At 57.8% G+C, this 25,621-nt stretch carries 28 protein-coding genes; 18 read left to right on the top strand and 10 right to left on the bottom strand.

Going from position 1 to position 25,621, the window contains the following annotated elements:
• Positions 1-35 precede the first annotated feature (35 nt).
• Together MHM86_RS09490 and MHM86_RS09485 are read left to right on the top strand one after the other, a co-directional pair.
• Entirely contained in the window at positions 36-1,025 is a 990-nt protein-coding gene (locus tag MHM86_RS09490; protein ID WP_239198349.1) for an ABC transporter substrate-binding protein, read from the top strand.
• Between the two features lie 264 nt (positions 1,026-1,289).
• Positions 1,290-2,264, top strand: a complete 975-nt coding sequence (locus MHM86_RS09485) for an SLAC1 anion channel family protein (RefSeq protein ID WP_239198346.1) — start codon at positions 1,290-1,292, stop codon at positions 2,262-2,264.
• A 90-nt stretch (positions 2,265-2,354) separates the two neighbouring features.
• Here the strand turns inward: MHM86_RS09485 and MHM86_RS09480 are convergent, their stop codons facing one another.
• Entirely contained in the window at positions 2,355-4,043 is a 1,689-nt protein-coding gene (locus MHM86_RS09480; protein WP_239198343.1) for an acyl-CoA dehydrogenase family protein, read from the bottom strand.
• A 145-nt stretch (positions 4,044-4,188) separates the two neighbouring features.
• Here MHM86_RS09480 and MHM86_RS09475 point away from each other — a divergent pair, with 145 nt between their 5' ends.
• Complete coding sequence (locus tag MHM86_RS09475) at positions 4,189-4,959, top strand: sulfite exporter TauE/SafE family protein (protein ID WP_239198340.1); 771 nt, start codon at positions 4,189-4,191, stop codon at positions 4,957-4,959.
• A 78-nt stretch (positions 4,960-5,037) separates the two neighbouring features.
• On the opposite strand, the gene MHM86_RS09470 is transcribed toward MHM86_RS09475, so the two are convergent.
• Complete coding sequence (locus MHM86_RS09470) at positions 5,038-5,412, bottom strand: helix-turn-helix domain-containing protein (protein ID WP_239198337.1); 375 nt, start codon at positions 5,410-5,412, stop codon at positions 5,038-5,040.
• 233 nt (positions 5,413-5,645) lie between these two features.
• On the opposite strand from MHM86_RS09470, the gene MHM86_RS09465 reads away from it, so the two are divergent.
• Both MHM86_RS09465 and MHM86_RS09460 read left to right on the top strand, forming a co-directional pair.
• Entirely contained in the window at positions 5,646-6,521 is an 876-nt protein-coding gene (locus MHM86_RS09465; RefSeq protein ID WP_239198334.1) for a LysR family transcriptional regulator, read from the top strand.
• A gap of 69 nt (positions 6,522-6,590) precedes the next feature.
• A complete protein-coding gene (locus MHM86_RS09460) occupies positions 6,591-7,298 on the top strand; it encodes a hypothetical protein (protein WP_239198331.1) in 708 nt (235 codons plus the stop codon).
• 65 nt (positions 7,299-7,363) lie between these two features.
• Here the strand turns inward: MHM86_RS09460 and MHM86_RS09455 are convergent, their stop codons facing one another.
• The gene (locus MHM86_RS09455; RefSeq protein ID WP_239198328.1) at positions 7,364-8,962 is read right to left on the bottom strand and encodes a phosphoenolpyruvate carboxykinase; all 1,599 of its coding nucleotides are present in this window, start codon (positions 8,960-8,962) and stop codon (positions 7,364-7,366) included.
• 381 nt (positions 8,963-9,343) lie between these two features.
• Between MHM86_RS09455 and MHM86_RS09450 the strand changes: the two genes are divergently transcribed.
• The 7 genes from MHM86_RS09450 to MHM86_RS09420 all read left to right on the top strand — a co-directional run bounded on the left by MHM86_RS09450 (position 9,344) and on the right by MHM86_RS09420 (position 14,768).
• On the top strand, positions 9,344-10,045 hold the full coding sequence (locus MHM86_RS09450) for a response regulator transcription factor (RefSeq protein ID WP_239198325.1): 702 nt from the start codon (positions 9,344-9,346) through the stop codon (positions 10,043-10,045).
• The gene (locus tag MHM86_RS09445; RefSeq protein ID WP_239198322.1) at positions 10,045-11,757 is read left to right on the top strand and encodes a sensor histidine kinase; all 1,713 of its coding nucleotides are present in this window, start codon (positions 10,045-10,047) and stop codon (positions 11,755-11,757) included. The genes MHM86_RS09450 and MHM86_RS09445 overlap by 1 nt, the downstream gene beginning before the upstream one ends.
• 4 nt (positions 11,758-11,761) lie before the next feature.
• Positions 11,762-12,196 (top strand): HPr kinase/phosphorylase, encoded by a 435-nt coding sequence (locus MHM86_RS09440; protein ID WP_239198320.1) that lies wholly within the window; start codon positions 11,762-11,764, stop codon positions 12,194-12,196.
• Positions 12,197-12,212: 16 nt separating this feature from the next.
• Positions 12,213-13,115, top strand: coding sequence for an RNase adapter RapZ (gene rapZ, locus MHM86_RS09435; RefSeq protein ID WP_239198317.1), 903 nt, complete (start codon positions 12,213-12,215; stop codon positions 13,113-13,115).
• Between the two features lie 10 nt (positions 13,116-13,125).
• On the top strand, positions 13,126-13,521 hold the full coding sequence (locus MHM86_RS09430) for a PTS fructose transporter subunit IIA (protein WP_239198660.1): 396 nt from the start codon (positions 13,126-13,128) through the stop codon (positions 13,519-13,521).
• A gap of 40 nt (positions 13,522-13,561) precedes the next feature.
• Positions 13,562-13,825 (top strand): HPr family phosphocarrier protein, encoded by a 264-nt coding sequence (locus tag MHM86_RS09425; RefSeq protein ID WP_239198314.1) that lies wholly within the window; start codon positions 13,562-13,564, stop codon positions 13,823-13,825.
• Positions 13,826-13,889: 64 nt separating this feature from the next.
• Positions 13,890-14,768, top strand: coding sequence for a lysophospholipid acyltransferase family protein (locus MHM86_RS09420; protein WP_370644112.1), 879 nt, complete (start codon positions 13,890-13,892; stop codon positions 14,766-14,768).
• Positions 14,769-14,851: 83 nt separating this feature from the next.
• Here the strand turns inward: MHM86_RS09420 and MHM86_RS09415 are convergent, their stop codons facing one another.
• Positions 14,852-15,727: a 3-hydroxybutyryl-CoA dehydrogenase gene (locus MHM86_RS09415; RefSeq protein ID WP_239198311.1), complete on the bottom strand. Its 876-nt coding sequence runs from the start codon at positions 15,725-15,727 to the stop codon at positions 14,852-14,854.
• A gap of 223 nt (positions 15,728-15,950) precedes the next feature.
• Between MHM86_RS09415 and MHM86_RS09410 the strand changes: the two genes are divergently transcribed.
• From MHM86_RS09410 to MHM86_RS09400, 3 genes are all read left to right on the top strand, one after another.
• Complete coding sequence (locus tag MHM86_RS09410) at positions 15,951-16,793, top strand: DUF6473 family protein (RefSeq protein ID WP_239198308.1); 843 nt, start codon at positions 15,951-15,953, stop codon at positions 16,791-16,793.
• Between the two features lie 91 nt (positions 16,794-16,884).
• Positions 16,885-17,664, top strand: coding sequence for an esterase/lipase family protein (locus MHM86_RS09405; protein ID WP_370644111.1), 780 nt, complete (start codon positions 16,885-16,887; stop codon positions 17,662-17,664).
• A gap of 37 nt (positions 17,665-17,701) precedes the next feature.
• Positions 17,702-18,820, top strand: a complete 1,119-nt coding sequence (locus tag MHM86_RS09400; RefSeq protein WP_239198305.1) for an alpha-D-ribose 1-methylphosphonate 5-triphosphate diphosphatase — start codon at positions 17,702-17,704, stop codon at positions 18,818-18,820.
• A 47-nt stretch (positions 18,821-18,867) separates the two neighbouring features.
• Here the strand turns inward: MHM86_RS09400 and MHM86_RS09395 are convergent, their stop codons facing one another.
• The 3 genes from MHM86_RS09395 to MHM86_RS09385 are packed head-to-tail and all read right to left on the bottom strand — an operon-like array spanning position 18,868 to position 20,701.
• Complete coding sequence (locus MHM86_RS09395) at positions 18,868-19,947, bottom strand: 5-(carboxyamino)imidazole ribonucleotide synthase (RefSeq protein ID WP_239198302.1); 1,080 nt, start codon at positions 19,945-19,947, stop codon at positions 18,868-18,870.
• The gene (gene purE, locus MHM86_RS09390; RefSeq protein ID WP_058317096.1) at positions 19,940-20,428 is read right to left on the bottom strand and encodes a 5-(carboxyamino)imidazole ribonucleotide mutase; all 489 of its coding nucleotides are present in this window, start codon (positions 20,426-20,428) and stop codon (positions 19,940-19,942) included. The genes MHM86_RS09395 and purE overlap by 8 nt, the downstream gene beginning before the upstream one ends.
• A 48-nt stretch (positions 20,429-20,476) precedes the next feature.
• Positions 20,477-20,701: a YdcH family protein gene (locus MHM86_RS09385; protein WP_239198651.1), complete on the bottom strand. Its 225-nt coding sequence runs from the start codon at positions 20,699-20,701 to the stop codon at positions 20,477-20,479.
• Between the two features lie 184 nt (positions 20,702-20,885).
• Here MHM86_RS09385 and MHM86_RS09380 point away from each other — a divergent pair, with 184 nt between their 5' ends.
• Positions 20,886-21,299: an Hsp20 family protein gene (locus MHM86_RS09380; RefSeq protein WP_239198299.1), complete on the top strand. Its 414-nt coding sequence runs from the start codon at positions 20,886-20,888 to the stop codon at positions 21,297-21,299.
• 3 nt (positions 21,300-21,302) lie between these two features.
• Positions 21,303-21,539, top strand: a complete 237-nt coding sequence (locus tag MHM86_RS09375; RefSeq protein ID WP_239198296.1) for a DUF1150 family protein — start codon at positions 21,303-21,305, stop codon at positions 21,537-21,539.
• A gap of 71 nt (positions 21,540-21,610) precedes the next feature.
• Here the strand turns inward: MHM86_RS09375 and MHM86_RS09370 are convergent, their stop codons facing one another.
• On the bottom strand, positions 21,611-22,027 hold the full coding sequence (locus MHM86_RS09370) for a helix-turn-helix domain-containing protein (protein ID WP_239198293.1): 417 nt from the start codon (positions 22,025-22,027) through the stop codon (positions 21,611-21,613).
• 86 nt (positions 22,028-22,113) lie between these two features.
• On the opposite strand from MHM86_RS09370, the gene MHM86_RS09365 reads away from it, so the two are divergent.
• Complete coding sequence (locus MHM86_RS09365) at positions 22,114-22,749, top strand: cation transporter (protein WP_239198290.1); 636 nt, start codon at positions 22,114-22,116, stop codon at positions 22,747-22,749.
• Here MHM86_RS09365 and MHM86_RS09360 read toward each other — a convergent pair whose 3' ends face one another.
• The gene (locus MHM86_RS09360; protein ID WP_239198287.1) at positions 22,750-23,358 is read right to left on the bottom strand and encodes an NAD(P)H-dependent oxidoreductase; all 609 of its coding nucleotides are present in this window, start codon (positions 23,356-23,358) and stop codon (positions 22,750-22,752) included.
• A gap of 142 nt (positions 23,359-23,500) precedes the next feature.
• Positions 23,501-25,585: a bifunctional sulfate adenylyltransferase/adenylylsulfate kinase gene (locus MHM86_RS09355; protein ID WP_239198284.1), complete on the bottom strand. Its 2,085-nt coding sequence runs from the start codon at positions 25,583-25,585 to the stop codon at positions 23,501-23,503.
• Positions 25,586-25,621: the final 36 nt, after the last annotated feature.

Below are 25,621 nucleotides of genomic sequence, written 5' to 3'. Positions count from 1 at the left end.
ATAACCAACAAGGGAAACAACAAGGAGTGTATGAGATGAAAACGATGATCAAATCCCTAAGCGTTGCAGCCATGGGTGTCTGGGCGGGCATGGCTCAGGCGGCAGATGATGTGACACTGCAATTGAAATGGGTCACGCAGGCGCAGTTCGCGGGCTACTACGTCGCGCAGGACAAAGGATTCTATGAGGCCGAGGGGCTGAACGTCACTATCAAACCGGGAGGTCCCGACATTGCACCTGCACAGGTGATTGCCGGCGGTGGCGCCGACGTGGTTCTTGATTGGATGCCGTCAGCACTCGCCAGCCGTGAGAAAGGCCTGCCGCTGGTCAACATTGCCCAGCCGTTTAAATCGTCTGGCATGATGCTGACCTGCCGTAAGGATGCGGGGGTTTCCAGCCCTGAGGACTTCGCTGGTAAAACGTTGGGCGTCTGGTTCTTCGGCAATGAATATCCCTTCCTCAGTTGGATGAACAAATTGGGTCTTGGCACCGATGGTAGCGACGGTGGCGTGACCGTGTTGAAGCAGGGCTTCAATGTGGACCCGATCCTGCAGGGGCAGGCAGCCTGTGTGTCGACCATGACCTATAATGAATATTGGCAGATCATTGATGCGGGCCTGACGCCTGACGATCTGGTGGTTTTCAAGTATGAAGATCAGGGTGTCGCAACGCTGGAAGATGGCATGTACGTTCTGGAAGAGAACCTGAAAGATCCGGCGTTCGAAGATAAGATGGTGCGTTTTGTCCGTGCCTCGATGAAGGGCTGGAAGTGGGCTGAGGAAAACGCTGAAGAGGCAGCTTTGATCGTGCTCGATAACGATGCCTCCGGCGCTCAGACCGAAGAACACCAAATCCGTATGATGGGGGAGGTTGCGAAGCTGACTGCAGGCAGCAACGGTGCGTTGGATCCGGCGGATTATGAGCGTACGGTCGCCAGCCTGATGTCGGGTGGGTCTGATCCGGTGATCACCGCTGCACCGACGGGCGCATGGACCCATGCGATCACTGACAAGGCGCTGAAGTAAGGCACTGGCCTTAAATAAAAACACTGAACCAAGTGCCGCAGAACGCTGGGCCTCCGTAAAACAGCCCCAAGGGCCGGTTATTGCACCGGCCCTTTTTCCTTTGTGCGATGCATGAACCAGCAGATTGTGAAGGGATGAGAGGCTGCCAAAGGTTGCTTTTGTCGCAATCCGTGTGCCTTGATCTGGCATAGGTCTTGCGGCACAAAGCGGACGATAAATATGCGGTTTGCGGAATGTCACCCGCAGATCAAAGAAAGGGCTGACATGACAGACCAAAGAGCAGAGTTGCAACACAGCAATCTGGAACATTTCCCGATCACCATTTTTGCGACCATCATGGGCATGTCTGGCCTGACATTGGCGGTGCAGGCGGGATCCTACCACTATGGGCTGGGTCTGGGCGTGGCGAACACGCTTTATTACCTCACGGGCTTTGCTTTCTTCCTGCTGTTGATGGGCTATCTGGCGAAACTGCTGCAATATCCGCGCGCGGTGCAGGCCGAATGGTGCCATCCGGTGAAAATGGCCTTTTTCTCGGCGATACCGATTTCGCTGTTGTTGTTGGGGGTGGCCAGTATGACCCGCAATATCGTTCTGGCGGAATGGCTGTGGATGATCGGTATGGTGCTACAGGGCGGCGCGACGCTGGCGGTGATCTCTGGCTGGATTTCAGCACGCTCGTTTCAAGCGGGCCAGCTGAGCCCCGCGTGGTTTATTCCGGCCGTTGGCAATGTCTTTGTCCCCATTGCAGGGGTGTCGCTGGGGCATGTTGAGATCAGCTGGTACTTCTGGTCCGTCGGGGTGCTGTTCTGGATCGTGCTGTTGGCGCTGGTGATGAATCGTCTGATCTTTCACGATCCACTGCCGGGACGTTTGCAGCCCACGCTGGTCATCCTGATCGCACCGCCTGCGGTTGCCTTTCTTGCATGGCTGCGCCTATCGGGCGAGGTGGATGCGGTGGCGCGGTTCCTGATCAATGCGGCTTACTTCTTCACCTTGTTGGTGGTGCTGCAACTGCCACGCATTCTGCGGCTGCCTTTTGCGCTCAGCTTCTGGGCGTTGAGCTTTCCGTTTGCCGCGGTCACGCTCGCCAGTTTCGCTTTTGCGTCTGGCACCGGCAGCATGGCGCATGCGGTCTTTGGCACCGTCTTGTTGGCTGTCCTTTGCGTGATTATCGCGGGGTTGCTGATACGCACCACACAGGCCGCGCTGAAGGGGCAGATCTGCGTGCCGGACTAACCGTGCGCGCCCTTTCAATGTTCCAAAAAACTCAAACCAAAAACGGCGCCACAGAGGGCGCCGTTTTCGCTTTTCACATGCTGTGCGGGCTTAGCCCAGCAGGCGGCGGGCAATCACCTGTGCCTGAATTTCAGCAGCACCCTCAAAGATGTTGAGGATCCGCGCGTCACACAGGATGCGGCTGATCTGATATTCCAGTGCAAAGCCGTTGCCACCGTGGATCTGCAGTGCGTTGTCCGCGGACGCCCAGGCCACACGTGCACCCAGCAGTTTGGCCATGCCAGCCTCTAGGTCGCAGCGCTGATCGTGGTCTTTTTCCCAAGCGGAGAAGTAGGTCAGCTGACGCGCAACCATGATTTCGACCGCCATCATTGCTAGCTTGCCCGACACACGGGGGAAGTTGATCAGCGACTTGCCGAACTGCTTGCGGTCGTTGGCGTATTGCATGCCAACCTCCAGCGCGTTCTGAGCGACACCAATGGCGCGGGCGGCGGTCTGGATGCGGGCCGCTTCAAAGGTTTTCATCAGCTGCTTGAAGCCTTGACCTTCGACGCCACCCAGCAGGTTTTCACCCTTCACCTTGAAGCCGTCAAAGCCCAGTTCGTATTCCTTCATGCCGCGATAGCCCAGCACCTCAATCTCACCGCCGGTCATGCCTTCGGTGGGGAAGGGGTTTTCGTCGGTGCCCGGGGTCTTTTCCGCCAGGAACATCGACAGGCCTTTGTGGTCGTCGGTTTCAGGGTTGGTGCGCGCCAGCAGAGTCATCACGTGGGTCCGCGCTGCGTGGGTGATCCATGTTTTATTGCCGGTGATGGTGTAATCGCCATCCTCACCTTTCACCGCGCGGGTACGCAGAGAGCCGAGGTCAGAACCGGTGTTTGGCTCGGTGAAGACGGCGGTGGGCAGGGTTTCACCACTGGAGAGTTTCGGCAGCCACTGTGCCTTTTGCTCATCTGTACCGCCGGCCAGGATCAACTCTGCGGCAATTTCGGACCGGGTGCCGAGGGAGCCAACACCGATATAGCCGCGCGACAGCTCTTCGGACACAACCACCATCGACGCCTTGGACATACCCAGGCCACCGAACTCTTCTGGGATGGTCAGACCAAAGACACCCATTTCGGCCAGTTCGTCGATGATCTCCATCGGGATCAGTTCGTCGTTCAGGTGCCATTCGTGAGCGTTGGGAGCGACACGTTCGTCTGCGTAGCGGCGGAACTGGTCGCGGATCATTTCCAGATCTTCGTCCAGACCGGTGGTGCCGAAGGTGGCGAAACCGGCGTTGTCTTGCATCAGATCGACCAGTGCCGCACGCGCGGCTTGCGAGTTGCCGCCGTCGCACAGGGTCATCACCTCAGGCGTCATCAGGCCGCGCATTTCATCTTGGGTCAGACCCAGATCCTGTAGACGGATGATTTCGTTCTGGCTCATCGGGATGCCGCCGTAAACCTGCCACAGGTATTCCCCGAAGGCGATCTGGTGGATCAGCTGTTCCATCTTGCCAAACTTGCCCTCGCCGGACAGTTTTTCGGCCCAGGCCTGCATTTGCTTCAGTGAAAAGGCATAGGTCGCCAGCCACGCCAGGCCATGCGCTGCGGTTTGGTTTTCTTCCAGCAGTGCGCCTGAGACACGACCTTCCTTGGAAACGGTTTCGCGCACGCGGATGGTCGCAGTTTCCAGCAGTGCTTCAACCGGGGCTACCGCCGCGCCGGTCAGTTTCAACAGATCGGGGAGGAGGGCAGATTGCGTCATCGTCAGGTCCTGTCCATCATGAGCCATGAATCAAATCCTTTTTTTGCTGCACTGTGCATATCTATTTCGCAACTGCAGCGCAACAAAAATACCGAACGTCATTTTGTAACTTTCCTAAAGTTACCGCCTCGAATTTCTCCGCGTTCACGCTAGCAACATGATATCAGGCACTATGGATATCCTTTTTGCTCTTCTCAGTTTCGAAACTTACCTTCTGGCCTTTGTGATCGCTCTGGGGGCTGGGGTGATTAAGGGCATGGTAGGATTTGCCATGCCTATGATCCTGATTTCCGGCCTCAGCAGTGTAATATCGCCGGAACTGGCGCTGGCCGGTCTGATGTTGCCCACCTTGGCCACAAATGGCTGGCAGGCGCTGCGGCAGGGACGCGCGGCGGCTTGGCAGTCGATGAAGCGGTTCCGTGTTTTCATGTTGGTGGGGGGCACTGCCATTGTGCTGAGTGCACAATTGGTCCGTCTGGTGGATCCTGACACGCTGCTTTTGTTAATTGCGGTGCCGGTGACGGGGTTTGCGCTGATCCAGCTGGCGGGTGCGCAATTGCGTCTGCCCACCAACGGGCGCGGTTTGGTTGAGGCGCTGATTGCGCTATTGGCTGGCGCGATTGGTGGTGTTTCGGGTGTTTGGGGGCCGCCAACGGTGATGTATCTGACCGCACTGGAAACGCCCAAGTCAGAACAGCTGCGTATTCAGGGGGTGATCTACGGTCTAGGCGCGTTGGTGCTGTTTCTGGCGCACATCAAATCTGGCGTGGTGCGTGCAGATACTGTTGTGTTTTCCGCCAGTCTGCTGGTGCCTGCGCTGCTTGGCACTTGGGTCGGGTTCCAATTGCATGAACGTATTGATCAGGCAGCGTTCAAAAAGGTGACACTGGTGGTTCTGCTGATCGCGGCGCTGAACCTGATGCGGCGCGCGCTGCTGGGATAAGAAAAACCGGACAGGCGCCCCACCGCCCGTCCGGTTCTGTATTTGGTCAACTGAGAAGGCGGAAATGCCGCCTCTGGATCAGTTGTTAGAGGCGGTTTCCGCAGGCACATATCCCGCCACCGCGTCGATGAACGAACGGATCTGCGCTTTCAGGCGGTCGTCCTGAATTTTGCCGAAGACAGCCGCGATGCGCGCGGTTTCCTCGTCAATTACTGGCGAGGTGGAATCAGCGTTCTGATCCAGGCCTTCAAAGAAATAGGCCGGGGGTACGTTCAGAATGTTGGCAATCTCATACAGTTTGCTGGCCGAGATGCGGTTGCGGCCCAGCTCGTACTTCTGCACTTGCTGGAAAGAGATGTTCAGGCCTTTGGCAACATCGGTCTGGGTCTGACCGCGCAGAACGCGCAGGTTTTTCAGTTTTTTACCGACGTGGATATCTACTGGGTGCGACATGTGGTTATTCCTGTGAGTGGACTACCACAAGAAGTATTATTCACCATAGCTTTCAATCAATTGATTAGAAATTCTCGGATAGGTTATGCAAATCACCCATTGATGTATGATTTATTTACCACTAACCTAACGTCATAAAAAATAGGGCTTCGATGTGTCTTTAGCTGGGGCATCAAGCGGCTGTTAACCATTGTCGGGTATCCACCGGAACTTCTGCAACTCATGGGTTTGCTATGGCTGAACTGAAGAATCACCCATTGCTGTTTGAAATGCTGCGCTCATTTACCACGCTGGCGGGGACTTTGAACCTCTCACGTGCAGTGGAACAACTGGGGTCAACACGGCAAACCGTGCGCCGCCACATCGCCACGTTAGAGGAGATCAAGGGCGAACGTCTGTTTCTGGTCGATGACCGCCAATATCACCTGTCAGAGGCGGGGCGCCACGCCTTGCAAGAAGCGCAGGATCTGCAGGAACGCGGGCTGGCCTGGCTGAACAACGAAGCGGGGCATCGCGAGGGGCTCTACCATATTTTTAAGACACCTCAGGACGGCTGGTACTTCTATCTACAGCAGCACGGGCTGGGGGATTTATGGTCTGATGAATCCGCCCTCCTGCGCGCGGCGGTGCAATGCTGGGCAGCGGCCTGTGGTGACATTACCCATGAGGCGCTGGCGCCTATCCGTGACTTTTTGATGGTGTTTCGCCGTGCCTCGGTCGGGTGGGTCTGTTCAGGTGTCGGCAGCAAAAGCTCTTATGCCAGCTGGTATGGCCAGCGCTGGGAATATAGCGCCATTGGCCGTGAGGTGCCCTTGTTGCCCGGTGGGCAGGCCCATGCGGCTCAGCTGCACCAACCGTTTGAGGAAATTCGCGCCTCAGGCGGGTTGCGCTATGACCACGTCCACACTCGTATGGACCGTGGCGAATTTGGGATGAATGAGCCGATCAGTTTTAAACGCCTGCTGTTAGGCTGTCGCTATCCTGATGGCAGCTTTGCGTTGGCGTCGCTGGTGGTGCGTAGTCATAATCTGCGCATCCATGGTCTGTCGCAGGAAGAAATCGAACGTATGCCAGCCTCGCTTATTATGGACGATCTGACACCTGATTAAGTGTATAGGCGTAACGACTCACAATCTTGGGTATAGTTGATCCTCTGTTTAATGACAGGAGAGACCCAAATGAAAATTCAAGATGTCTGTGAAAGTGCCCGCCATGTTACTGCGATTACCCAGCGGTTGGTGGCTGGTGATATGAACCTGACCGTGGGGGATAGTTTTGACGAGTTTGCGGAAATTATCGCAACCCATCGATCGGAGCAGCCGCTCAGCCCACCCTTTGATCCTCGCCGCAGCTTTCTGCCCAAAACGAATGTCATCTGGGTGGTTGGGCGCGGCAAAGATGGTCGCGTTTTGCACACTCAAGCGTTGAGGCTGCTGGACCTGTGTGGTCAGACCCTTGGGGCCTATCTGAGCCAGCGGTTTGTCGATTTCCCTCCCGGTGGGGTGGATCTGGATCTGGAAAGGTCTTGGTTCCAGCCGGGGCCGGGGGCGGCGATGATTACGGGGCGTGTTGCCTATCATGGCGAGATGTGGCTGGCCGATGATCCGGCTTATCGCGGTCGCGGGTTGATTGACCTGTTGGCGCGCTATGCCTTTATGATGGCGATGCTGCACTGGGATCCCGATCATCTGTTCGGTTTCATCAAACGCCCTACCGCCCGTCGTGGTCTGGCCGAGAGGGAGGGGTATATGCACAGCGATCCCTATTGTTTGAACTGGGCGGTTCAGGGGCAGGAGGCTCAGATTGCCTGCAATATGGTCTGGATGGCGCAACGCGACCTTTGCCATGTGATGCATGTGCCGCTCGATCCGGATCACGCTGGCTGATCTTACAATAAAAAACGCCCCGGCCTTGTGGTCGGGGCGTTTCTATCTCGGTCATTCAGGTCAGTTTAACCGATGGCTGCTGCTTTCACATCATCATCGATGTGGGGCAGGTACTGTTCGAAGTTGTCGGCGAACATGCCTACCAGCTTGGCAGCTTGTGCGTCATAGGCTGCGGCGTCGGCCCAGGTCTGGCGCGGATCCAGCAGGGCAGTGTCTACACCGGGAACCGAAACCGGCACGTCGAAGCCGAAGTTGTCGTCCTTGCGGAATTCAACTTCGTTCAGGGTGCCTTCCAGCGCTGTGGTCAGAAGGCCACGGGTTGCTTTGATCGGCATACGCGAACCGGTGCCAAATGCGCCGCCGGTCCAGCCGGTATTGACCAGCCAGCAGGTTGCGCCGTGCTTGGCGATCTTTTCGCGCAGCAGGTTGCCGTACTCTTCCGGGCGACGGGGCATGAAGGGCGCACCGAAACAAGTCGAGAAGGTCGGTTCAGGCTCAACCACACCACGTTCTGTGCCGGGGGTCTTCGAGGTGAAGCCGGACAGGAAGTGGTACATGGCTTGCGCTGGGGTCAGGCGTGCGATCGGAGGCAGAACGCCATAGGCATCGCAGGTCAGCAGGATCACGTTTTTCGGGTGACCACCCAGTGCCGATTCGGAGGAGTTTGAAATGTACTCCAGAGGGTAGGCGCAGCGCATGTTCTGCGTCAGGCTCGAATCTTCGAAGTCGAGTTCAAAGGTCTCTTCATCAAAGACCATGTTTTCGATGACGGTGCCAAACTTCGACGTGGTGGCGTAAATCTCGGGCTCTGCTTCGGGGTTCAGGCCGATGGTCTTGGCGTAGCAGCCGCCTTCAAAGTTGAAGGTGCCACGATCCGACCAGCCATGTTCGTCGTCACCGATCAGGGTGCGCGAGGGATCGGCGGACAGGGTGGTTTTGCCGGTACCCGACAGACCGAAGAAGATCGCGGTGTCGACAGGGTTGCCGATTGCGTGGTTGGCCGAGCAGTGCATCGGCATGATACCTTTTTCAGGCAGCAGGTAGTTCAGCAGGGTGAAGACAGATTTCTTGTTCTCACCAGCGTATTGGGTGCCACCGATCAGAATCAGTTTCTTTTCAAAGTTCATCGCGATCACGGTTTCCGAACGGCAGTTGTGGCGTTCAGGATCTGCGCTGAAGCTGGGGCAGTTGATGACGGTGAAGTCCGACACAAAGCTGTTCAGTGCCTCACGTTCGGGGCGGCGCAGCAGGTGACGGATGAAGAGGTTGTGCCAGGCCAGCTCGGTCACCATACGCACGTTGATCGAATGTTCGGGGTCGGAGCCGCCGATCAGATCCTGTACGTAGTAGTCTTTGCCTTTCATATGCTCCAGCATATCGGCGTGTAGCGCGTCAAAGCCTTCGGGCGACATCGCTTTGTTGTTTTCCCACCAGATTTTGTCTGCAACATCGGCGGTCTTTACGACATGTTTGTCTTTGGGCGAACGACCGGTGAACTTACCGGTGGTGACCAGAAACGCCCCGCCTTGTCCCAGTTTGCCTTCGCCATTCTTCAGGGCGGCCTCAATCAGGGCCGGCTCCATCAGGTTGTAGTAGACATCGCCCAGCCCAGTGATCCCCTGATCTTCTAGCTGGAATTGCGGGTTTACCCGTCCAAATGTCATATTGCTAAGCTCCTGTGTCCGCGCATAGGGCGTGGATGATTTTAACCACTCGGCACGAAACTCGGCTTTCGTGCCAGATCGGGCGACACACCCGATGGGGCGTCCTTTAACATGTCGGTTATGTGAAGGAACAGGCGGGTTTTGCCAGTTAGCGCAACCATTGATGCTTTAGCGCAATCAACGCCACCTACGTAGCGGAAAGTTTCCTATCGACACCGGTCGTCCCGCAAAATGTGAGACAAATTAGCCATCTATTGAGGAAATCACGGTGAAATCGAATCTCCACCCCATGTGATTCGCCGATTTCGATTGATTGCCCTAACCAAGTTTGGGCATAATGTGTCAAAAAACAGGCAAGAAAAGCAGTAGAGGATAACTCCGATGTCCAAGATCGCCCTTGTGGACGATGACAGGAATATTCTGACATCCGTCGCCATGACCCTCGAAGCAGAAGGGTTTGAGGTAGAAACCTATAACGACGGCCAATCGGCGCTGGATGCTTTCAACAAAAAGCTCCCCGATATGGCTGTTCTCGATATTAAAATGCCGCGCATGGACGGCATGGATCTGTTGCAACGTTTGCGTCAGAAAACCAGCATGCCGGTTATCTTCCTCACATCCAAAGATGATGAGATCGATGAGGTGCTGGGTCTGCGTATGGGCGCGGACGACTATGTAAAAAAACCGTTTTCTCAGCGTCTACTGGTGGAGCGCATCCGGGCGCTTCTGCGCCGTCAGGATGCGGTCAGCGGTAATGTTGTCGCCGAAACCGAAGAGACGAAGGTGATGGAGCGCGGTGAACTGCGGATGGATCCGTTGCGTCATTCGGTCAGTTGGAAGGGCCAGGATGTGACCCTGACCGTGACCGAATTTCTGTTGCTGCAGGCGCTGGCGCAGCGCCCCGGTTTCGTGAAGTCGCGCGATCAGTTGATGGATGTGGCTTATGATGATCAGGTCTACGTGGATGACCGTACCATCGATAGCCATATCAAGCGTTTGCGCAAGAAGATGCGCACAGTCGACAGTGACTTCTCTGCAATCGAAACACTTTATGGTATTGGTTACCGGTATAACGAAGAGTGATGGCACTGGTTGAAGGAATGAGCTTGCCCCAAAGAGCGGCGCGTCAGGACGGAGATCTTGTTCTGGGGGACGATTTCGTCGCCCCGGAGGCGATTGTCGAAAAGGAAATGCAGGCGCGCCGTAATCGTCGTGGATTGCTGTCCCTGAATCGGTCGCCGCTGACGCGCAAGATTATCTTTTTCAATCTGATCGCGCTGAACTTCCTCGTTGTGGGGGTGCTGATGCTGTCCACGTCGCAGGATAATCTGGCGGTGGAACGGCGTAATGCGCTGTTGGCACAAGCGGAACTGATCGCCGATGTGGTTGAGGTCCAGCTCCCAGAAGCGGCTGAACGGCTTCAACGTGGTGGAGAACCCGATGTTAGTCGCACGCTGGAAGGATTGGACCTGAACGCGGGCCTGTCACTGTTCCTGACCGATACCGACGCGCAGGTTATCGCCAGCATCGAAGGGCGCGGTGTGGATCAGACCCTGCCGATTGCAGAGCCGGGATCGACTGTGATCGTCGACAGCCTGTCCTGGGTTTGGGGTAAACTCGCAGCCCCGTTCCAGCCAAATAGGGCATCTGATCTGCCCGGCGTCGCCGACTACGCCGTCGCCTTGTCAGAACAGGCGTTGACGGCAGGCACTGTTGTGTCCAGCGGCATGTCTGCCGACGGCGGCACTGTCTACACAGTCGCGACACCCGTTCAACACAATGGTCAGGTTTTGGGTGTTGTTGCCTTAAGTTCCGCCGCCGGTGAGATTGACCAGCAACATCGCGAGGAGCTAGAGCGTGTGCTGCAGATGTTCCTGATCGCCACCTTGATGTCGATCGGCCTCAGCCTTGTTCTGGCGTCAACCATTGCCAACCCCTTGTCGGATCTGGCCGCGGCCGCAGAATTGGGTCGTGCTCGCGATGACAGTCAGAAGGCCGGTGGCCGCATCCGCATTCCTGATCTGACCGCACGCCCCGATGAAATCGGCCGGCTGTCTGGCGCGCTGCGTGGCATGGTTTCTGCCCTTTATGATCGGATCGACAGCAACGAACAATTCGCCGCTGACGTCGCGCATGAGATTAAGAACCCACTCGCCTCGCTGCGCTCTGCTGTGGGTAGTCTGCGCATGGTCAAGAAAGAAGAGCACCGCGAAAAGCTGCTCGACGTGATCGACCATGATGTGCGCCGTCTGGACCGTCTGGTCAGCGATATTTCCAATGCCTCGCGTCTGGACAGTGAACTGGTCAAAGAAGAGCAGGAACCCTTCGATCTGATGAAGATGATGGGCAACCTCAGCGAATATCTGGGTCAACAGGCGGGTGAGGATGGTATCGACTTCATCACCGATCTGCCGAAAGACCCGATAGAGATGCTGGGGCTTGAGGCGCGACTGGCGCAGGTGTTTGTGAACCTGATCACCAACGCCATCTCTTTCTGCGAAGAGGGGGATGCTATCCGTGTCTGGGCCCGTCAGCGTGACAATCGCGTGCTGATTGTTGTTGAGGATACCGGCCCCGGTATCCCTGAACAGGCGCTGACCAAAGTGTTCAAACGTTTTTATTCGGAACGGCCCGAAAACCAGTTTGGTAACAATTCTGGCCTTGGGCTTGCGATCTCGAAACAGATTGTTGAGGCGCATGGCGGCGTGATCTGGGCGGAAAACATTCGTCCCACCGATGCCGATCCGATGTCTGAACCGCTGGGCGCCCGTTTCGTGGTCGGCCTGCCGATCTGATCCATTGAGGCCTGCGGATCAGGACTGTCATATAGAACACGCCAGCGCCGTGGCGCTGGCGGGGCACGCCTTGATCATCACCGGCCCGTCCGGCAGTGGTAAATCTACACTTTCTCTGGAACTGTTGGCACTTGGGGCTGATCTGGTAGCTGACGACCGCTGCTGCCTCTGGGTGGAAGGGGGGCATCTGATGGCAGATGCTCCGCAGGCGATTCGTGGACGGATTGAGGCGCGCAATCTCGGGATTTTGAACGCGGTCGCTGTTGGGCCTGCGCAGGTCGCGGCCTATGTGGATCTGAGTGTCTATGAGGATCAGCGCCTGCCGTCTCAGCGTACTACTACCGTCTTGGGTGTCACGGTGCCTTTGGTGCAGAATGTGGATGGACCGCATTTTGTGCCTGCCCTCATACAGTTTTTGAAGGCGGGCCGCTGGGCCTGAGGGAGTGTCACGCGACATGAAAAGTGATCAACATCAACGTATCATCCTACTGACTGGACCTTCTGGCGCGGGCCGGTCCACGGCGATTCACGCGATGGAGGATCTGGGGTTTGAAGCGATTGATAACCTGCCGCTCAGCCTGCTGCCGCGCCTGCTGGACGGTCCGCCCATTGCTCGCGATCTGGTGCTGGGGCTGGATGTGCGCAACCGTGACTTCTCTGCCAATGCGCTGATTGAGACGCTTGATAACCTGCAGGCGCTGCCCGGCGTGACGCCGGAACTGCTGTACATTGATTGTAATGCGGATGTGTTGTTGCGCCGGTTCTCTGAAACCCGTCGCCGCCATCCGTTGGCCCCAGCCGAAAGCCCGCATCAGGGCGTGCAGCGGGAATTGGATCTGTTGGTGCCGATTCGCGCCCGTGCGGGGATCTTGATAGATAGCTCGGACCTGACCCCGCATGATCTGAAGGCAGAGGTCGCGCGCCTGATCACCCCTGAGGTGGGCGCGCGTTTGGCGGTTTCGGTGAACAGCTTCAGCTATAAACGCGGGCTGCCGCGTGGGGTGGATATGGTGTTGGACTGTCGTTTCCTGCGCAATCCCTATTGGGAGCCTGCGCTGCGTGGCCTCAACGGCACTAGTGTTGGGGTTGCGGCCTATGTTGGCGACGATCCGCGTTATCAGCCCTTTTTTGAACAAACGCTAGGAATGGCGGAGCTGTTGTTGCCTGCTTACCGCGATGAGGGCAAGGCGCATTTCGCGATTGGGTTTGGTTGTACCGGCGGCCAGCACCGTTCGGTTGCAATTGCGGAAAAGATGGCGCAAGCTCTTGCAGACCGGGGCTGGCAGGTGTCAACTAGGCATCGCGAGTTGGAACGCGCCTCGTCGTATGGCACTCGTGCGGCAGTGGATCAAGGATAAGGACGCCAAGGTGATCGGTATCGTCATCGTTGCGCATGGGGGATTGGCCAGAGAGTATCTGGCAGCCATTGAACATGTTGTAGGCCACCAACCTGGTATCGTGGCCATTTCCATCGAAGCAGACCACGATCGCGCGGACAAGCAGGGTGAAATCTGTGCCGCGGCTGATAGTGTGGATACCGGCCACGGTGTGGTTGTGGTGACCGACATGTTTGGCGGATCGCCGTCGAATCTGTCGCTGCGCGCGTGTCAGCCGGACAATCGCCGGATCATGTATGGGGCGAATCTGCCAATGCTGATCAAACTGGCCAAAACCCGCCAATTGTCCGTGGCGGATGCCGTGCGTACTGCAACGGAAGCAGGGCGCAAGTACATAGACAGTCAGATCGTTAGAAAAGACCATTGAAAGACTATCGTTAGATCGCTGAGCAGGGGAGGCACAGCACATGCGACAGCATGAGATCATTAATGTGAAGGGGCTTCATGCCCGCGCTTCGGCCAAATTGGTTGAGGTTGTTGAGGGATTTGACGCATCCGCAGAGGTGTCCAAAGATGGCATGTCTGCATCTGGTGATAGCATCATGGGACTGTTGATGCTGGCCGCCTCAAAGGGCACCATGATAGAGGTGCAGACCTCCGGTGCTGACGCGGACGCACTTGCGGACGCGATTGAGGCTTTGGTTGCCGACCGTTTCGGCGAAGAAATGTAAGGGCCGCGGGCGCCTCAAAGCGCCCGATCTGCCGCAGAATTGGTAAATACGTAAGAGGCCTATTTTGGTCGACAGCACCCATAACAACGCGATCCCAGACACAGCGCCGGGGGAGGCGCCGATCACATATGATCGTCGCTCTCTGACCTATGCCAACTCTTTTGACAGTGGCGCTCAGACGCTGGCGATCAAAACGATCGAATGGTTCACTGGCAAACTGTCGATCCTGCGTATGGTGCGCCGGTTTGAAAAAGCAGGCGCGCCCGAAGGGCAGGCCTTCTGGAAGGCTGTATTGGACGTGATGGGCATCCCGCTGCAAACCCCGCAGGATGAGATCAATCGCATTCCCGAAACCGGCCCTGTCGTCGTCGTTGCTAACCATCCGCATGGTCTGGTTGATGGTATGGTTCTGGCTGAGTTGATCGGTCGGCGCCGTCCTGACTACCGTATCCTTACACGGGCGTTGTTGACAGGTATTGATGAGGTGGCGTCGTCTTACCTGATCCCCGTTCCCTTTCCGCACGAAGAGGATGCGCAGCGCAAAAGCGTGGAGATGCGCGCGGCTGCCATGGCCTACCTGAAGGCTGGCGGCGTTGTGACGGTGTTTCCGTCTGGCGTTGTTGCTTCATCTGACACGATGTTTGGCACAGTGCATGAGCGTGAATGGAACGTCTTCACCGCGCAACTGATCCGTCGGTCGGGGGCCAAGGTGGTGCCGATCCGTTTTCAGGGCCAGAACTCGCGCTGGTATCAGATTGCCAACCGCCTGTCGGCCACCTTGCGTCAGGGTCTGTTGCTGCATGAAATTGTGCATAGCTGTAATAAACCGCAGCGCCCCATCGTGGGGGATGTGCTGGATGACCAGCAGATGGAACGACTGGCGTCGGATCCGCGTGGATTCATCGCGTGGCTCAGGAATCACACGCTGTCCCTGAAGGGGTGATGCTCACTGGCCGAAAGCGGGCCAGAAAAACAAGACGCCCCGACCAGAGGATCGGGGCGTTGTCGCGTTAAATGCCGTACCGGTTAGCGCGTCGGCACCGGCGTGTCGCCGCGATAGTCATAGAAACCGCGGCCGGATTTGCGGCCCAGCCAGCCAGCCTCGACATATTTCACCAAGAGCGGACAGGGGCGATACTTGGTATCTGCCAGACCGTCGTGTAGCACGTTCATAATGGCCAGGCAGGTGTCCAAACCGATGAAGTCCGCCAGTTGTAGCGGTCCCATCGGGTGGTTGGCGCCTAGCTTCATAGCGCTGTCGATCGAGGCCACGTTGCCCACCCCTTCATAAAGGGTATAGCACGCTTCGTTGATCATCGGGATCAGGATGCGGTTCACGATAAAGGCGGGGAAATCCTCGGCGCTGGCGGCGGTTTTATCCAGACGTTCGACGATGCCCAGACAGGCCTTATAGGTAGGTTCATCCGTCGCAATGCCGCGAATCAGCTCCACAAGTTTCATCAGTGGCACCGGGTTCATGAAGTGGAAGCCCATGAACTTCTCCGGCCGATCGCTGCGGCTGGCCAGACGGGTGATCGAGATCGAAGAGGTGTTTGAGGTCAAGATCGTGTGTGGTTGCAGATGCGGGGTAAGCTGATCAAAGATCGCTTGCTTCACCGTCTCACGTTCGGTTGCCGCCTCGATCACCAGATCGGTTTGGCCCAGATCTGGCAGTTGCAGCGTTGTCTTGATCCGCGCCATTGCCGCATTTTTGGCCTCAGCGCTTAGTTGTTCTTTGCTGACCTGACGATCCAGATTGCGCGAAATCGTTGCTACGGCCTTGTCCAGCGCGTCCTGATTGATGTCGTTTAGCAGGACGTCATAGCCAGCAACCGCCATCACATGCGCAATCCCGTTGCCCATCTGACCGGCGCCAATCACGCCGATTTTCTGAATCTCCATAGATCCACCCTTTTGACTCTGTTGCGCAAACCATAGGCGTGATGGCCCTCTGGCCGCAAGGGCAGAGCGACGCTGCGGAAAGGCATTTTTAACCAGACAGTGCTGTGCAGGGTCGACGTTAGGGGTTTCGCAACAAAATCGCGTGAAAACGAAACGGCGCCTGATGGTGGGATCTGTGGGCAGGATTTGGGCGCGATGCACTTACGAAGAAGGTGGGAACAATATGTCTATGGGATTTCAACTGGCCGCGCCCCTCCGCGAAGAAGGGCTGTCTGTGCGGGGCAGTGCCCTGCGATTTCGTGGCCCTGTGGATGCAGTGGCGGGCGCACGCTTTCAGGGCAAAGCACAAGCGTCGTCCATTCTGTTTCTGGGTGGGAGTGAGACGTTTGGCGATTATGTGGCACGGCCTTTTACGCAGCGGTTTGCGCGTAAATCAGGCCTAAGTGTTCATAATCTGGGCGTATTTAGTGCCGGATGGGATACGCTGGCGCGTGATCCGGTGGTGTTGAAGCACGCCCGTAGCGCGGGATTGATTGTGTTGCAACTTATGGGGCCCCAGTACCGCAGCAACCCATATTTTCAGGTGCACCCGCGTCGCAACGACCGGTTTCTGGCCCCTGCTGCGCCATTGCGGCAGCTGTTTCCGCAGGTGGATTTTACCCGCTTTTCTTTTGTCGGTCATCTGATGACCAGCTTGCAACGGCAAGATGTCTATGCGCACCGTCGTCTTCAAAGGGGGCTGCAGCAGGCGTGGCGTCACCACATAAGTGATCTGATGCGCCTCTACCGGACACCGCTTGTTTTTCTGTGGGTGGATCATGGTATGGACACCGGCTTGGGCGATCGGGCGGCAGGGTTGACCAAGTACCGTCTGGCTGAACTGGGCCTTGGGGCTGTGCCTCTTTTGCGGGTGCCGCCGGATCTGTTCAGCGACCGTCCTATGTTCCTGCACCTTGATGGGGCGCATGGGGCGATGACCGTAATTTCTGGCGCCTATCATCAGCGGGTTGCGGATGCACTGCTGCATTGGGTGCCGCCGCTCTTGTCGGCGGATCGGTTGCACTAGCGCGGCACCAATGCCGGTTTCATGCGCTTAAACCTGCCGAACGGGATCATTTTGCACTGGAACCGGGCGCTGGGCCTTAACGCAGGCGCTGTTGCAACCTATCTATCTTTCCATGATGACCAAGACGTTTCGCTGGATGCTGGCGCCGCTACTGGTGCTGATGACGACATTGCCTGCCCGCGCGGACTGCGTGGTTTTGTTACACGGGCTGGCGCGCACCGATGCGTCCTTCATCGTGATGGAGGCGGTGTTGGAGCGCCACGGCTATGAAGTGGTGAACCCCGGCTACCCCTCGACCGAGGAAACGATTGCCAATCTGGCCACCCATACCTTGCCGCAGGCGCTGGCAGCCTGTGAGGCGGAGGCGCCCGGGGAAAAGGTGCATGTGGTGACCCACTCGATGGGCGGTATTCTGGTGCAGGTCTGGCTGGCCGCGCATCCGCAGCCTGATCTGGGCCGTGTAGTGATGCTGTCGCCGCCCAATAAGGGCACCGAACTGGTGGATGTTTTGGGTGAGCTGGACGCGTTTGAATGGTTCAATGGCCCTGCTGGCCTGCAATTGCGCACCGGTGAGCGCGGTCTCCCCTCTCATTTGCCGCCAGTGGAGTTTGAGCTGGGCGTGATTGCCGGAAATCAATCGATCAACCCTGTCTTCTCGGCTTTGATTGATGGCGAGGATGACGGCAAGGTGTCTGTTGATTCGACCCGTATCGCTGGGATGAGCGACCATATGGTGCTGCCGGTGACCCATACCTTTATGATGAACAACCCAATGGTCCTTGCCCAGACGCTGGAATTCATCGAAAACGGGGCGTTCGATCGGGCGATGACCTGGACTGAAGCGGTGGGCCGTCTGCCTGAGAAAGGCTAATCCCTCGTATCGCAAACGACGCGTAGAAGGGGCAGAGATGCAGTTGACATTGGCCGGGGCAGAGGTACTGCGCCCTGATGGTTTGCAGGTAGGTGCGCTGTCAATGGACGGCGGCCTGTTGGTCGCAGAGCCAGTGGGTCGCTATGTTGATCTGGGCGGCTATCGCATAGTGCCGGGCATCGTGGATATTCACGGTGACGGCTTTGAACGCCACCTTGCTCCCCGTCGCGGCGTGATGAAGGACCTGGCGCAGGGTTTGGCAAGTGCCGAGGCAGAACTGGCGGCAAACGGCATCACCACAGCGACGCTGGCGCAGTTCTGGTCATGGGAAGGGGGTATGCGCGGGCGTGGCTTCGCCCTGCGGTTTCTGGACGCTTTGCAGGGATATCAGGGCGTTGGCACTGATCTGCGGGTTCAGTTGCGGTTTGAATATGCGATGCTGGCCGATTACGCAGATTTTGAGCAGGCGGTGACCGACCATGCGGTGCCGTATGTCGTGTTTAACGATCACCTGCCGCACAAGGCTTTGGCCAAGGGCAAGAAGCCGCCGCGTTTGACGGGCCAAGCCCTGAAAGGTGGCCGCAGCCCAGAGGCGCATCTGGCGTTGATGCAGGGTCTGCACGCCGGAATGGCAGAGGCGGAAGAGGCGGTTGCAGCGCTGTCCGCGCGGTTGGCAGCAAAAGGCGTGATCTTGGGCAGCCATGATGACAACACGGTCGAAGGGCGCGCGTTGTGGCGATCGCGCGGCGTGACGATCAGCGAGTTTCCCGAAACGCGCGAAGCGGCAGAGGCGGCGACCGATGGCGCGGTGCTGGGTGCGCCCAACGTGGTGCGTGGCGGCAGCCATTCCGGCAATGTCAGCGCGGCCGATTTGATCCGTGAGGGGCTGGGGGATGCGCTGGCGTCGGATTACCACTACCCCGCGCCACGACAGGCGGCCTTGATGTTGGCGGAAGAGGTTGGATTGAAACGCGCTTGGGCAATGGTATCGTCTGGCCCTGCGGCTTTGTTAGGCTTGCAGGATCGGGGCGAACTGAGCGTGGGAAAACGTGCTGATTTGCTCGTGCTGGATGATCAGGGCCGTATCGGTGCAACGATAGCGGCTGGGCGGATCACCTACCTCAGCGGTGCTGTGGCTGAGCGTTTTATGAGGTAACGTACCGCCCGACACTGCGGTCGGGCGATAATTTTATTGAGAGGGGCTTAACCCTTCGCCGACGTTTGCACGCGGTTCACGTGACCCATCTTGCGACCTGTTTTCACCTCGGCCTTGCCGTAAAGGTGCAGCGCGGCGTTGGGTTCCAGCGCGATGTCACCCACACGGTCCATATCGTCACCGATCAGGTTTTCCATCACCACATCGCTGTGACGCTTGCCATCGCCCAGCGGCCAGCCTGCAACGGCACGGATGTGCTGTTCAAACTGATCCACCGCGCAGCCGTTTTGCGTCCAGTGGCCGGAGTTGTGCACGCGCGGCGCGATCTCGTTCACGATCAGACCTTCGGGTGTCACGAACAGCTCCACCCCCATGGTACCGACATAATCCAGCGCATTGAGAATGTTTGCGGTTAGCAGAACTGCATCCATCCGCTGCGACGCGTTGAGGCGTGCAGGCACAGTTGTCGTGTGCAGGATGCCATCGCGGTGGATGTTTTCACCGGGATCGAAGCAGGCAACCTGCCCATCCGCACTGCGGGTGCCGATGACTGACACCTCGTGGCTGAAGGTCACGAACCCCTCCAGCACCGCAGGGGCACCTGCCATATCGGCCAGCGCTCGCACGGCGTCTTCGGGTGATTTCAGGCGCGATTGCCCCTTGCCATCATAGCCGAAGCGGCGGGTTTTCAGGATCGACGGCGCACCGATCGTGGCGAGAGCCCGTTCCAGATCCTCGGCACTTTCGACATTGGCGAAAGGCGCTGTCTTCAGGCCCAGAGCGGCCAGATAGGTTTTTTCGGTCAGGCGGTCCTGACTGACGCGCAGCGCCTCGCGACCCGGACGAATCGGGCGCAGGGCTTCCAGCACATCAAGGGCCGAGGTGGGGATGTTCTCAAATTCGTAGGTGATCACATCGACGGTTTCGGCAAAGGCACGCAGGGCGGCCTCATCTTCGTAGTTGGCAGTGGTCAACTGGTGGGCCACATCTGCCGCAGGAGGGTTGGCGCTGGGCTCAAACACATGGGTGCGCAGCCCAAGACGGGAGGCGGCTACAGATAGCATGCGGCCCAGTTGCCCGCCGCCCAGAATGCCGATGGTAGCACCGGTTTTCAGCATATCACTCATCGACAGGTTCATCCGGGATCGAGGCCGACAGCGCATCGCGCCAGGCGTCCAGACGTGCAGCGATATCGGCGTTATTGTTGGCCAGAATGCCGGCGGCCATTAGCCCCGCGTTTTTGGCCCCCGCTGCACCGATGGCCATGGTGGCAACGGGGAACCCGCGTGGCATCTGCAGGATGGAGTAGAGGCTATCTACCCCCGACAGTGCTTTGGTCTGGACCGGCACGCCGATCACCGGCACGCGAGTTTTGCTGGCCATCATGCCCGGCAGATGTGCCGCGCCGCCTGCGCCCGCGATGATCACATGCAGCCCGCGATCCACGGCCTTTTTGCCGTAGTCCCACAGCCGGTCCGGCGTGCGGTGGGCCGAGACGATCTTAGCCTCGTATGGAATGTTCAACTCGTCGAGAATATCAGCGGCCTCTTTCATGGTGGGCCAGTCAGATTGGCTGCCCATGATGATGCCTACTTGGATCTGTGTCATTTAGCGTCCCCAGATGAAGGAAGCGCGCACCATAGAGGGTTTGACGAATTACGCAATAATATCCGGCGTCAAACGGTCCTCAATCATGGCAATCATATCTTTGAGGCGCAGCTTTTTCTTCTTCAATCGCTGGATCGTCAGTTGATCAGCGGTCCCCACCTCTTGCAGAGCCTTGATGGCGGCATCCAGATCGCGGTGTTCCTGGCGAAAAACCTCTAGTTCTACGCGTAAAACATCGTCGGTTTTCATGGAAATGTCGGCGGTGATATTCATGGCCGGGCCTCGCAATCGGGGTTGGAATGCAATGATACCGGAAATCTGTGGCAAGGCAAAGACCTTGCGCCGGCAGCGCTGCCTCCCCATATTCATAAAAAGGTTGCCGAAATGGGGCCTGATTCAGAGGGTTGGCACCATGCGTGCAACCCGCTCACAGTCGCTTGATCGTAAGGACGTGTCGATGACAAAGCTCACCTTGGGGACGCACCCCTATCTTTTGGGATTTGACCAGCTGGAACGCTTGCTGGAGCGTAATGCGAAATCCGGAAATGAAGGCTATCCGCCCTTCAATATCGAACAAACCTCACAGAATTCTTATCGCATTACGCTTGCCGTTGCCGGTTTTGGCGAGGATGATCTGGCGATCACCGTTGAAGATCAGCAGCTGGTCATCCGCGGCCGTCAGTCGGACGACAGCGAAGGGCGCGTGTTCCTTCACCGCGGGATTGCGGCGCGCCAGTTTCAGCGATCCTTCGTTCTCGCTGATGGCGTCGAAGTGGGCGAAGCGGTGATGGAAAACGGCCTGTTGCATGTGGATTTGTCCCGTATGCAGCCGGAAACCGTGGTGCAGACGATTAACATTCGGAAAGGGTAACACATGGATAGTAAGTATTTGCCAGAAACAGTCGCGGGCGACCGTGCGGCGCAACTGGTCTATGTGCGTGCCGTCCGTGTGGCTGACCTGCCGCCAGAGGTGCAGGATCAGGCTGGATCGCGCGATGTCCTTTATGAGGTATCGCGTCCTAGCGGCGAACAGTTGGCATTGGTCGGAGATCGTGAGATGGCCTTTGATCTGGCGCGCAAGAATGATCTGGATCCGGTGACGTTGCACTAGCAGTGACCAGCGTGACGGATGTGGGCCATTGCCCCTTTCCTTGAGAAAACAGACTTTGCGAAGAGGCGGGCCTAGTGCTCGCCTTTGCAGTGTTTATGGCTGGCGAGGGAGGCCAGAACATAGCAATCCGCGCTTGACCCATCGCCGCAGGGGCCGTGGGTGATGCGCTGCAACTCTTCCTCCAGCCGTTTGAGGCGGGCGATTTTTTCCTGCACCTCGGCCAGTTGTCTGGCGGCAATTTCATTGGCAGAGGCGCAGGACCAGTCAGGGTGATCTTGAAGGTCAATAAGAGCCTCTATCGCCTCAATCGAAAACCCCAGATCGCGGGCATGTTTGATAAAGCCCAGCCGTTCCAGTTCCGCATGTCCATAGCGGCGCTGGTTGCCTGCGGTGCGTAAGGGCGCGTCGATCAGGCCCCTGTCTTCGTAGTACCGAATCGTAGGGACTTTGACCCCGGTTTCGCGGCTGAGTGCGCCGATGGAAAACATCTTGAGAAACCTCTTGAACCTCTAGCTACTAGAGAAATTATGTTGAGGATATCAGCGATTCAAGGGTGTTTGCCAAGGAGACAGAGATGGCAGGGTGTTGTGGTCACGGGGCCAAGTTTGATGGCATGTCGCCAGCCTATAAGCGGCGGCTGTGGGCGGTGATAGTCCTCAACGCGGCAATGTTCGTTGTAGAGATGTCAGCGGGCCATATGGCGCAGTCGCAGGCGCTACAGGCGGATGCGCTGGATTTCTTCGGTGACGCGCTGACCTATGGGGTTTCGTTGGCCGTTATCGGTGCGTCCATACGGGTGCGTACGATGGCAGCATTGGGCAAGGGGATCAGCCTGATGGTGATGGGTGTGTGGGTCTTTGGATCAACCGCCTATCGCGTTTTGTATTTGGGGGTGCCGCAGGCCGATATTATGGGCGCCGTTGGGCTGATGGCGTTGGCGGTGAACCTTGCCTCTGTCTTTCTGTTGATGCGCTACAAGGATGGGGATGCCAATGTGCGGTCGGTCTGGTTGTGTTCGCGCAATGATGCGATTGGCAATGTGGCCGTGATGTTTGCGGCTCTTGGCGTGTGGGGCAGTGGTACCGGCTGGCCGGATGTGATCGTCGCGGGTGTGATGGCCGGTTTGTTCCTGTCTGCATCCGTGCAGATCATCCGGCAGGCATTGGTGGAGCGGCGAGAGGCGCAGGGCGTTGCGCACTCCCATGGTTAATTAGCCTCTGTGGGTGGCGGGCGATGTGGCGGGCGTCATCGATCGCCCAGCTTCAAAAGCGCGGTTCAGCAGGTCGGCGCGGCGTGTGTTGGATCCTGTTGAGCCGCAAAGCAGTTCCAACCGGCGCGGTGACAGGCCGAAGTAGCCGAAAGTGCCATCGATCCACGCGGTTTCCATTGCGGCGCGGTGGCCGTTTGCTTCAATCTCATCCGATCGCGCCCCAGCGGGCACCAAGAGTAAGCCCGAGCGGGGGCGTTGCAACGATGTGTCAGGGTCGTCCAGTTGATCATAGGCCCAACCCCAGCTCCAGACTCGATCCACCCAGCCCTTCATCATTGCGGGCATACCCCACCAGTAGAGCGGAAAGACCAGACAGATGGCATCGGCCCGTTCAATGCGTCGCTGTTCGGCTTTAATGTCGCGGCTGCTGTTGGCGTGTGTCTCTGGGTTCGCATCTGCGGCGGACCAGATGGGCGAAAAACCCTCGGCGTGGAGGTCGGCGAGTTCGGTTGTGTGGTCTGCGGATTGGGCGCCGGACATAAAAGAGCGCGCAATGGCGGCGCTGAAAGAGTGTGGGTTTGGGTGATCCAGAACGGTGAGAATATGCATGGGTGACCTCGCTCAAATGGCTGCACGCTTTGGTGCTGTAGAAAGGTCTAGAATCTCAAGTGCGCTTTAGGTCAAGCACGCATTACGCAAAGAAAAAGCCCCGCCGAAATAGCGGGGCTTCTGGGTGTCTATACCGGGCGAATTAGCCCCAGGTGCCAGAGATCAAGCCCATGGATTCCAGTTTCAGCAGAACCTGATGGGCGCAGTTGTCCACCTCGACGTTTTCGGTTTCGACCGACAGTTCGGGGTCTGCGGGCACATCATAGGGATCGGAGATGCCGGTGAACTCTTTGATCTTTCCTTCGCGCGCCAGCTTGTAGAGGCCTTTGCGGTCGCGGCGTTCGCATTCCTCAATCGTGGTGGCAACGTGCACTTCGACGAAGGCGCCGAACTGTTCCACGTCTTCACGTACAGCGCGACGGGTGGTGGCATAGGGCGCGATGGGCGCGCAGATCGCGATACCACCGTTTTTGGTGATCTCGGAGGCCACGTAACCGATGCGGCGGATGTTGAGGTCGCGGTGCTCTTTCGAGAAGCCCAGCTCGCTCGACAGGTTTTTACGCACGATGTCACCATCCAGCAGGGTTACGGGACGACCGCCCATTTCCATAAGCTTTACCATCAATGCGTTCGCGATGGTGGATTTGCCGGAACCAGAGAAGCCGGTGAAGAACACGGTGAAGCCTTGCTTGGAACGCGGCGGCTTGGTGCGGCGTAGTTCACGAACAACCTCAGGGAAGGAGAACCACTCAGGGATTTCCAGACCCTCGGCCAGACGGCGGCGCAACTCGGTGCCTGAGATGTTGAGGATGGTGACGTTTTCCTTGTCCTCGATTTCGTCTGCTGGTTCGTACTGGGCGCGTTCCTGAACGTAGACCATGTGCTTGAAGTCGACCATTTCGATGCCGATTTCATCCTGATGCTCGCGGAACAGGTCCTGTGCGTCGTAGGGGCCGTAGAAATCTTCACCGGCGGAGTTTTTGCCGGGGCCGGCGTGGTCACGACCAACGATGAAGTGGGTGCAGCCGTGGTTGGCGCGGATCAGGCCGTGCCATACCGCTTCGCGCGGGCCAGCCATACGCATGGCGAGGTTCAGCAGTGACATGGAGGTGGTGGCCTGCGGGTATTTGTCCAGAACTGCCTCGTAGCAGCGCACGCGGGTGAAGTGGTCAACGTCGCCCGGTTTGGTCATGCCCACAACGGGGTGGATCAACAGGTTGGCCTGCGCTTCACGCGCGGCACGGAAGGTCAGTTCCTGGTGTGCGCGGTGCAACGGGTTGCGGGTTTGGAAGGCCACAACCTTGCGCCAGCCCATTTTGCGGAAATAGGCGCGCAGTTCGTTCGGCGTGTCGCGGCGGGCGCGGAAATCATAGTGAACAGGTTGCTGGATGCCGGTTACGGGGCCGCCCAGATAGACCTTGCCTGCAGTGTTGTGCAGGTAGTTCACCGCGGGGTGCGCGTCGTCATCGGCGCCGAATACTTTTTCAGCTTCGCGCGCTTTGTTCGGAACCCAGTTGTCGGTGACGGTCATAGTGGCGAGGATGACGCCCTCTTGGTCGCGCAGGGCGATGTCCTGACCTTCTTTCAGCGAACTGGCGAACTCTTCGCTAACGTCGAGGGTGATCGGCATCGGCCACAGGCTGCCGTCTGCGAGGCGCATGTTTTCAACAACGCCGTCATAGTCTGCCTCGGTCAGGAAGCCTTTCAGTGGGTTGAAGCCGCCGTTCATCAGCAGTTCCAGATCGCAGATCTGGCGCGGGGTCAGATCCCAGCTGATCAGATCAGCCGCTTCGACTTTCAGTTTTTGAGCACTGTCGTATGAAACGTAGAGCTCTGGGATGGGTGCCAGATTGTTTTGCATGATGTGCATCCTACTCTTGAATGGGACCAGGCCGCTGGTGGTGCCTGTTAGTTCTGCATGCAGAGCCTCGTACTCTGCAAATTTCCGCTTCAGGAATTGATCCGTCAGCCTGTTCTTGGTTGCTGCGCCGCGTGCGGTGATCGCGTAGGCGAAGCGTTGTCTTTTGTCGGGGCCGTCACGAGCAGAGATCTGGATCAGCCCCTGTTCGGAGGTGGTGCGCAGCAGGGTGTTCAGTCGGCCCAGTGAAATTCCCAAAGCCTCTGCCGTCGTGCGCTGGGTGGCATCAGGGGTGATGTCCAGCTGGCGCAGCAGGCGGAACAGCATGTCCTCCTCGGCGGCGGTGAATTGGGGGGATGGGATGGTCATACGGGCGACTCTACTGGCGACTCAATTTGTGTTCAC

This window comes from Thalassobius sp. Cn5-15 (assembly GCF_022347685.1).
In the GTDB taxonomy this organism is placed as follows: Bacteria; Pseudomonadota; Alphaproteobacteria; order Rhodobacterales; family Rhodobacteraceae; genus Thalassobius.
The sequence above is the reverse complement of the archived record's forward strand: the minus strand, read 5'-3'. Positions and strand labels throughout refer to the sequence as shown.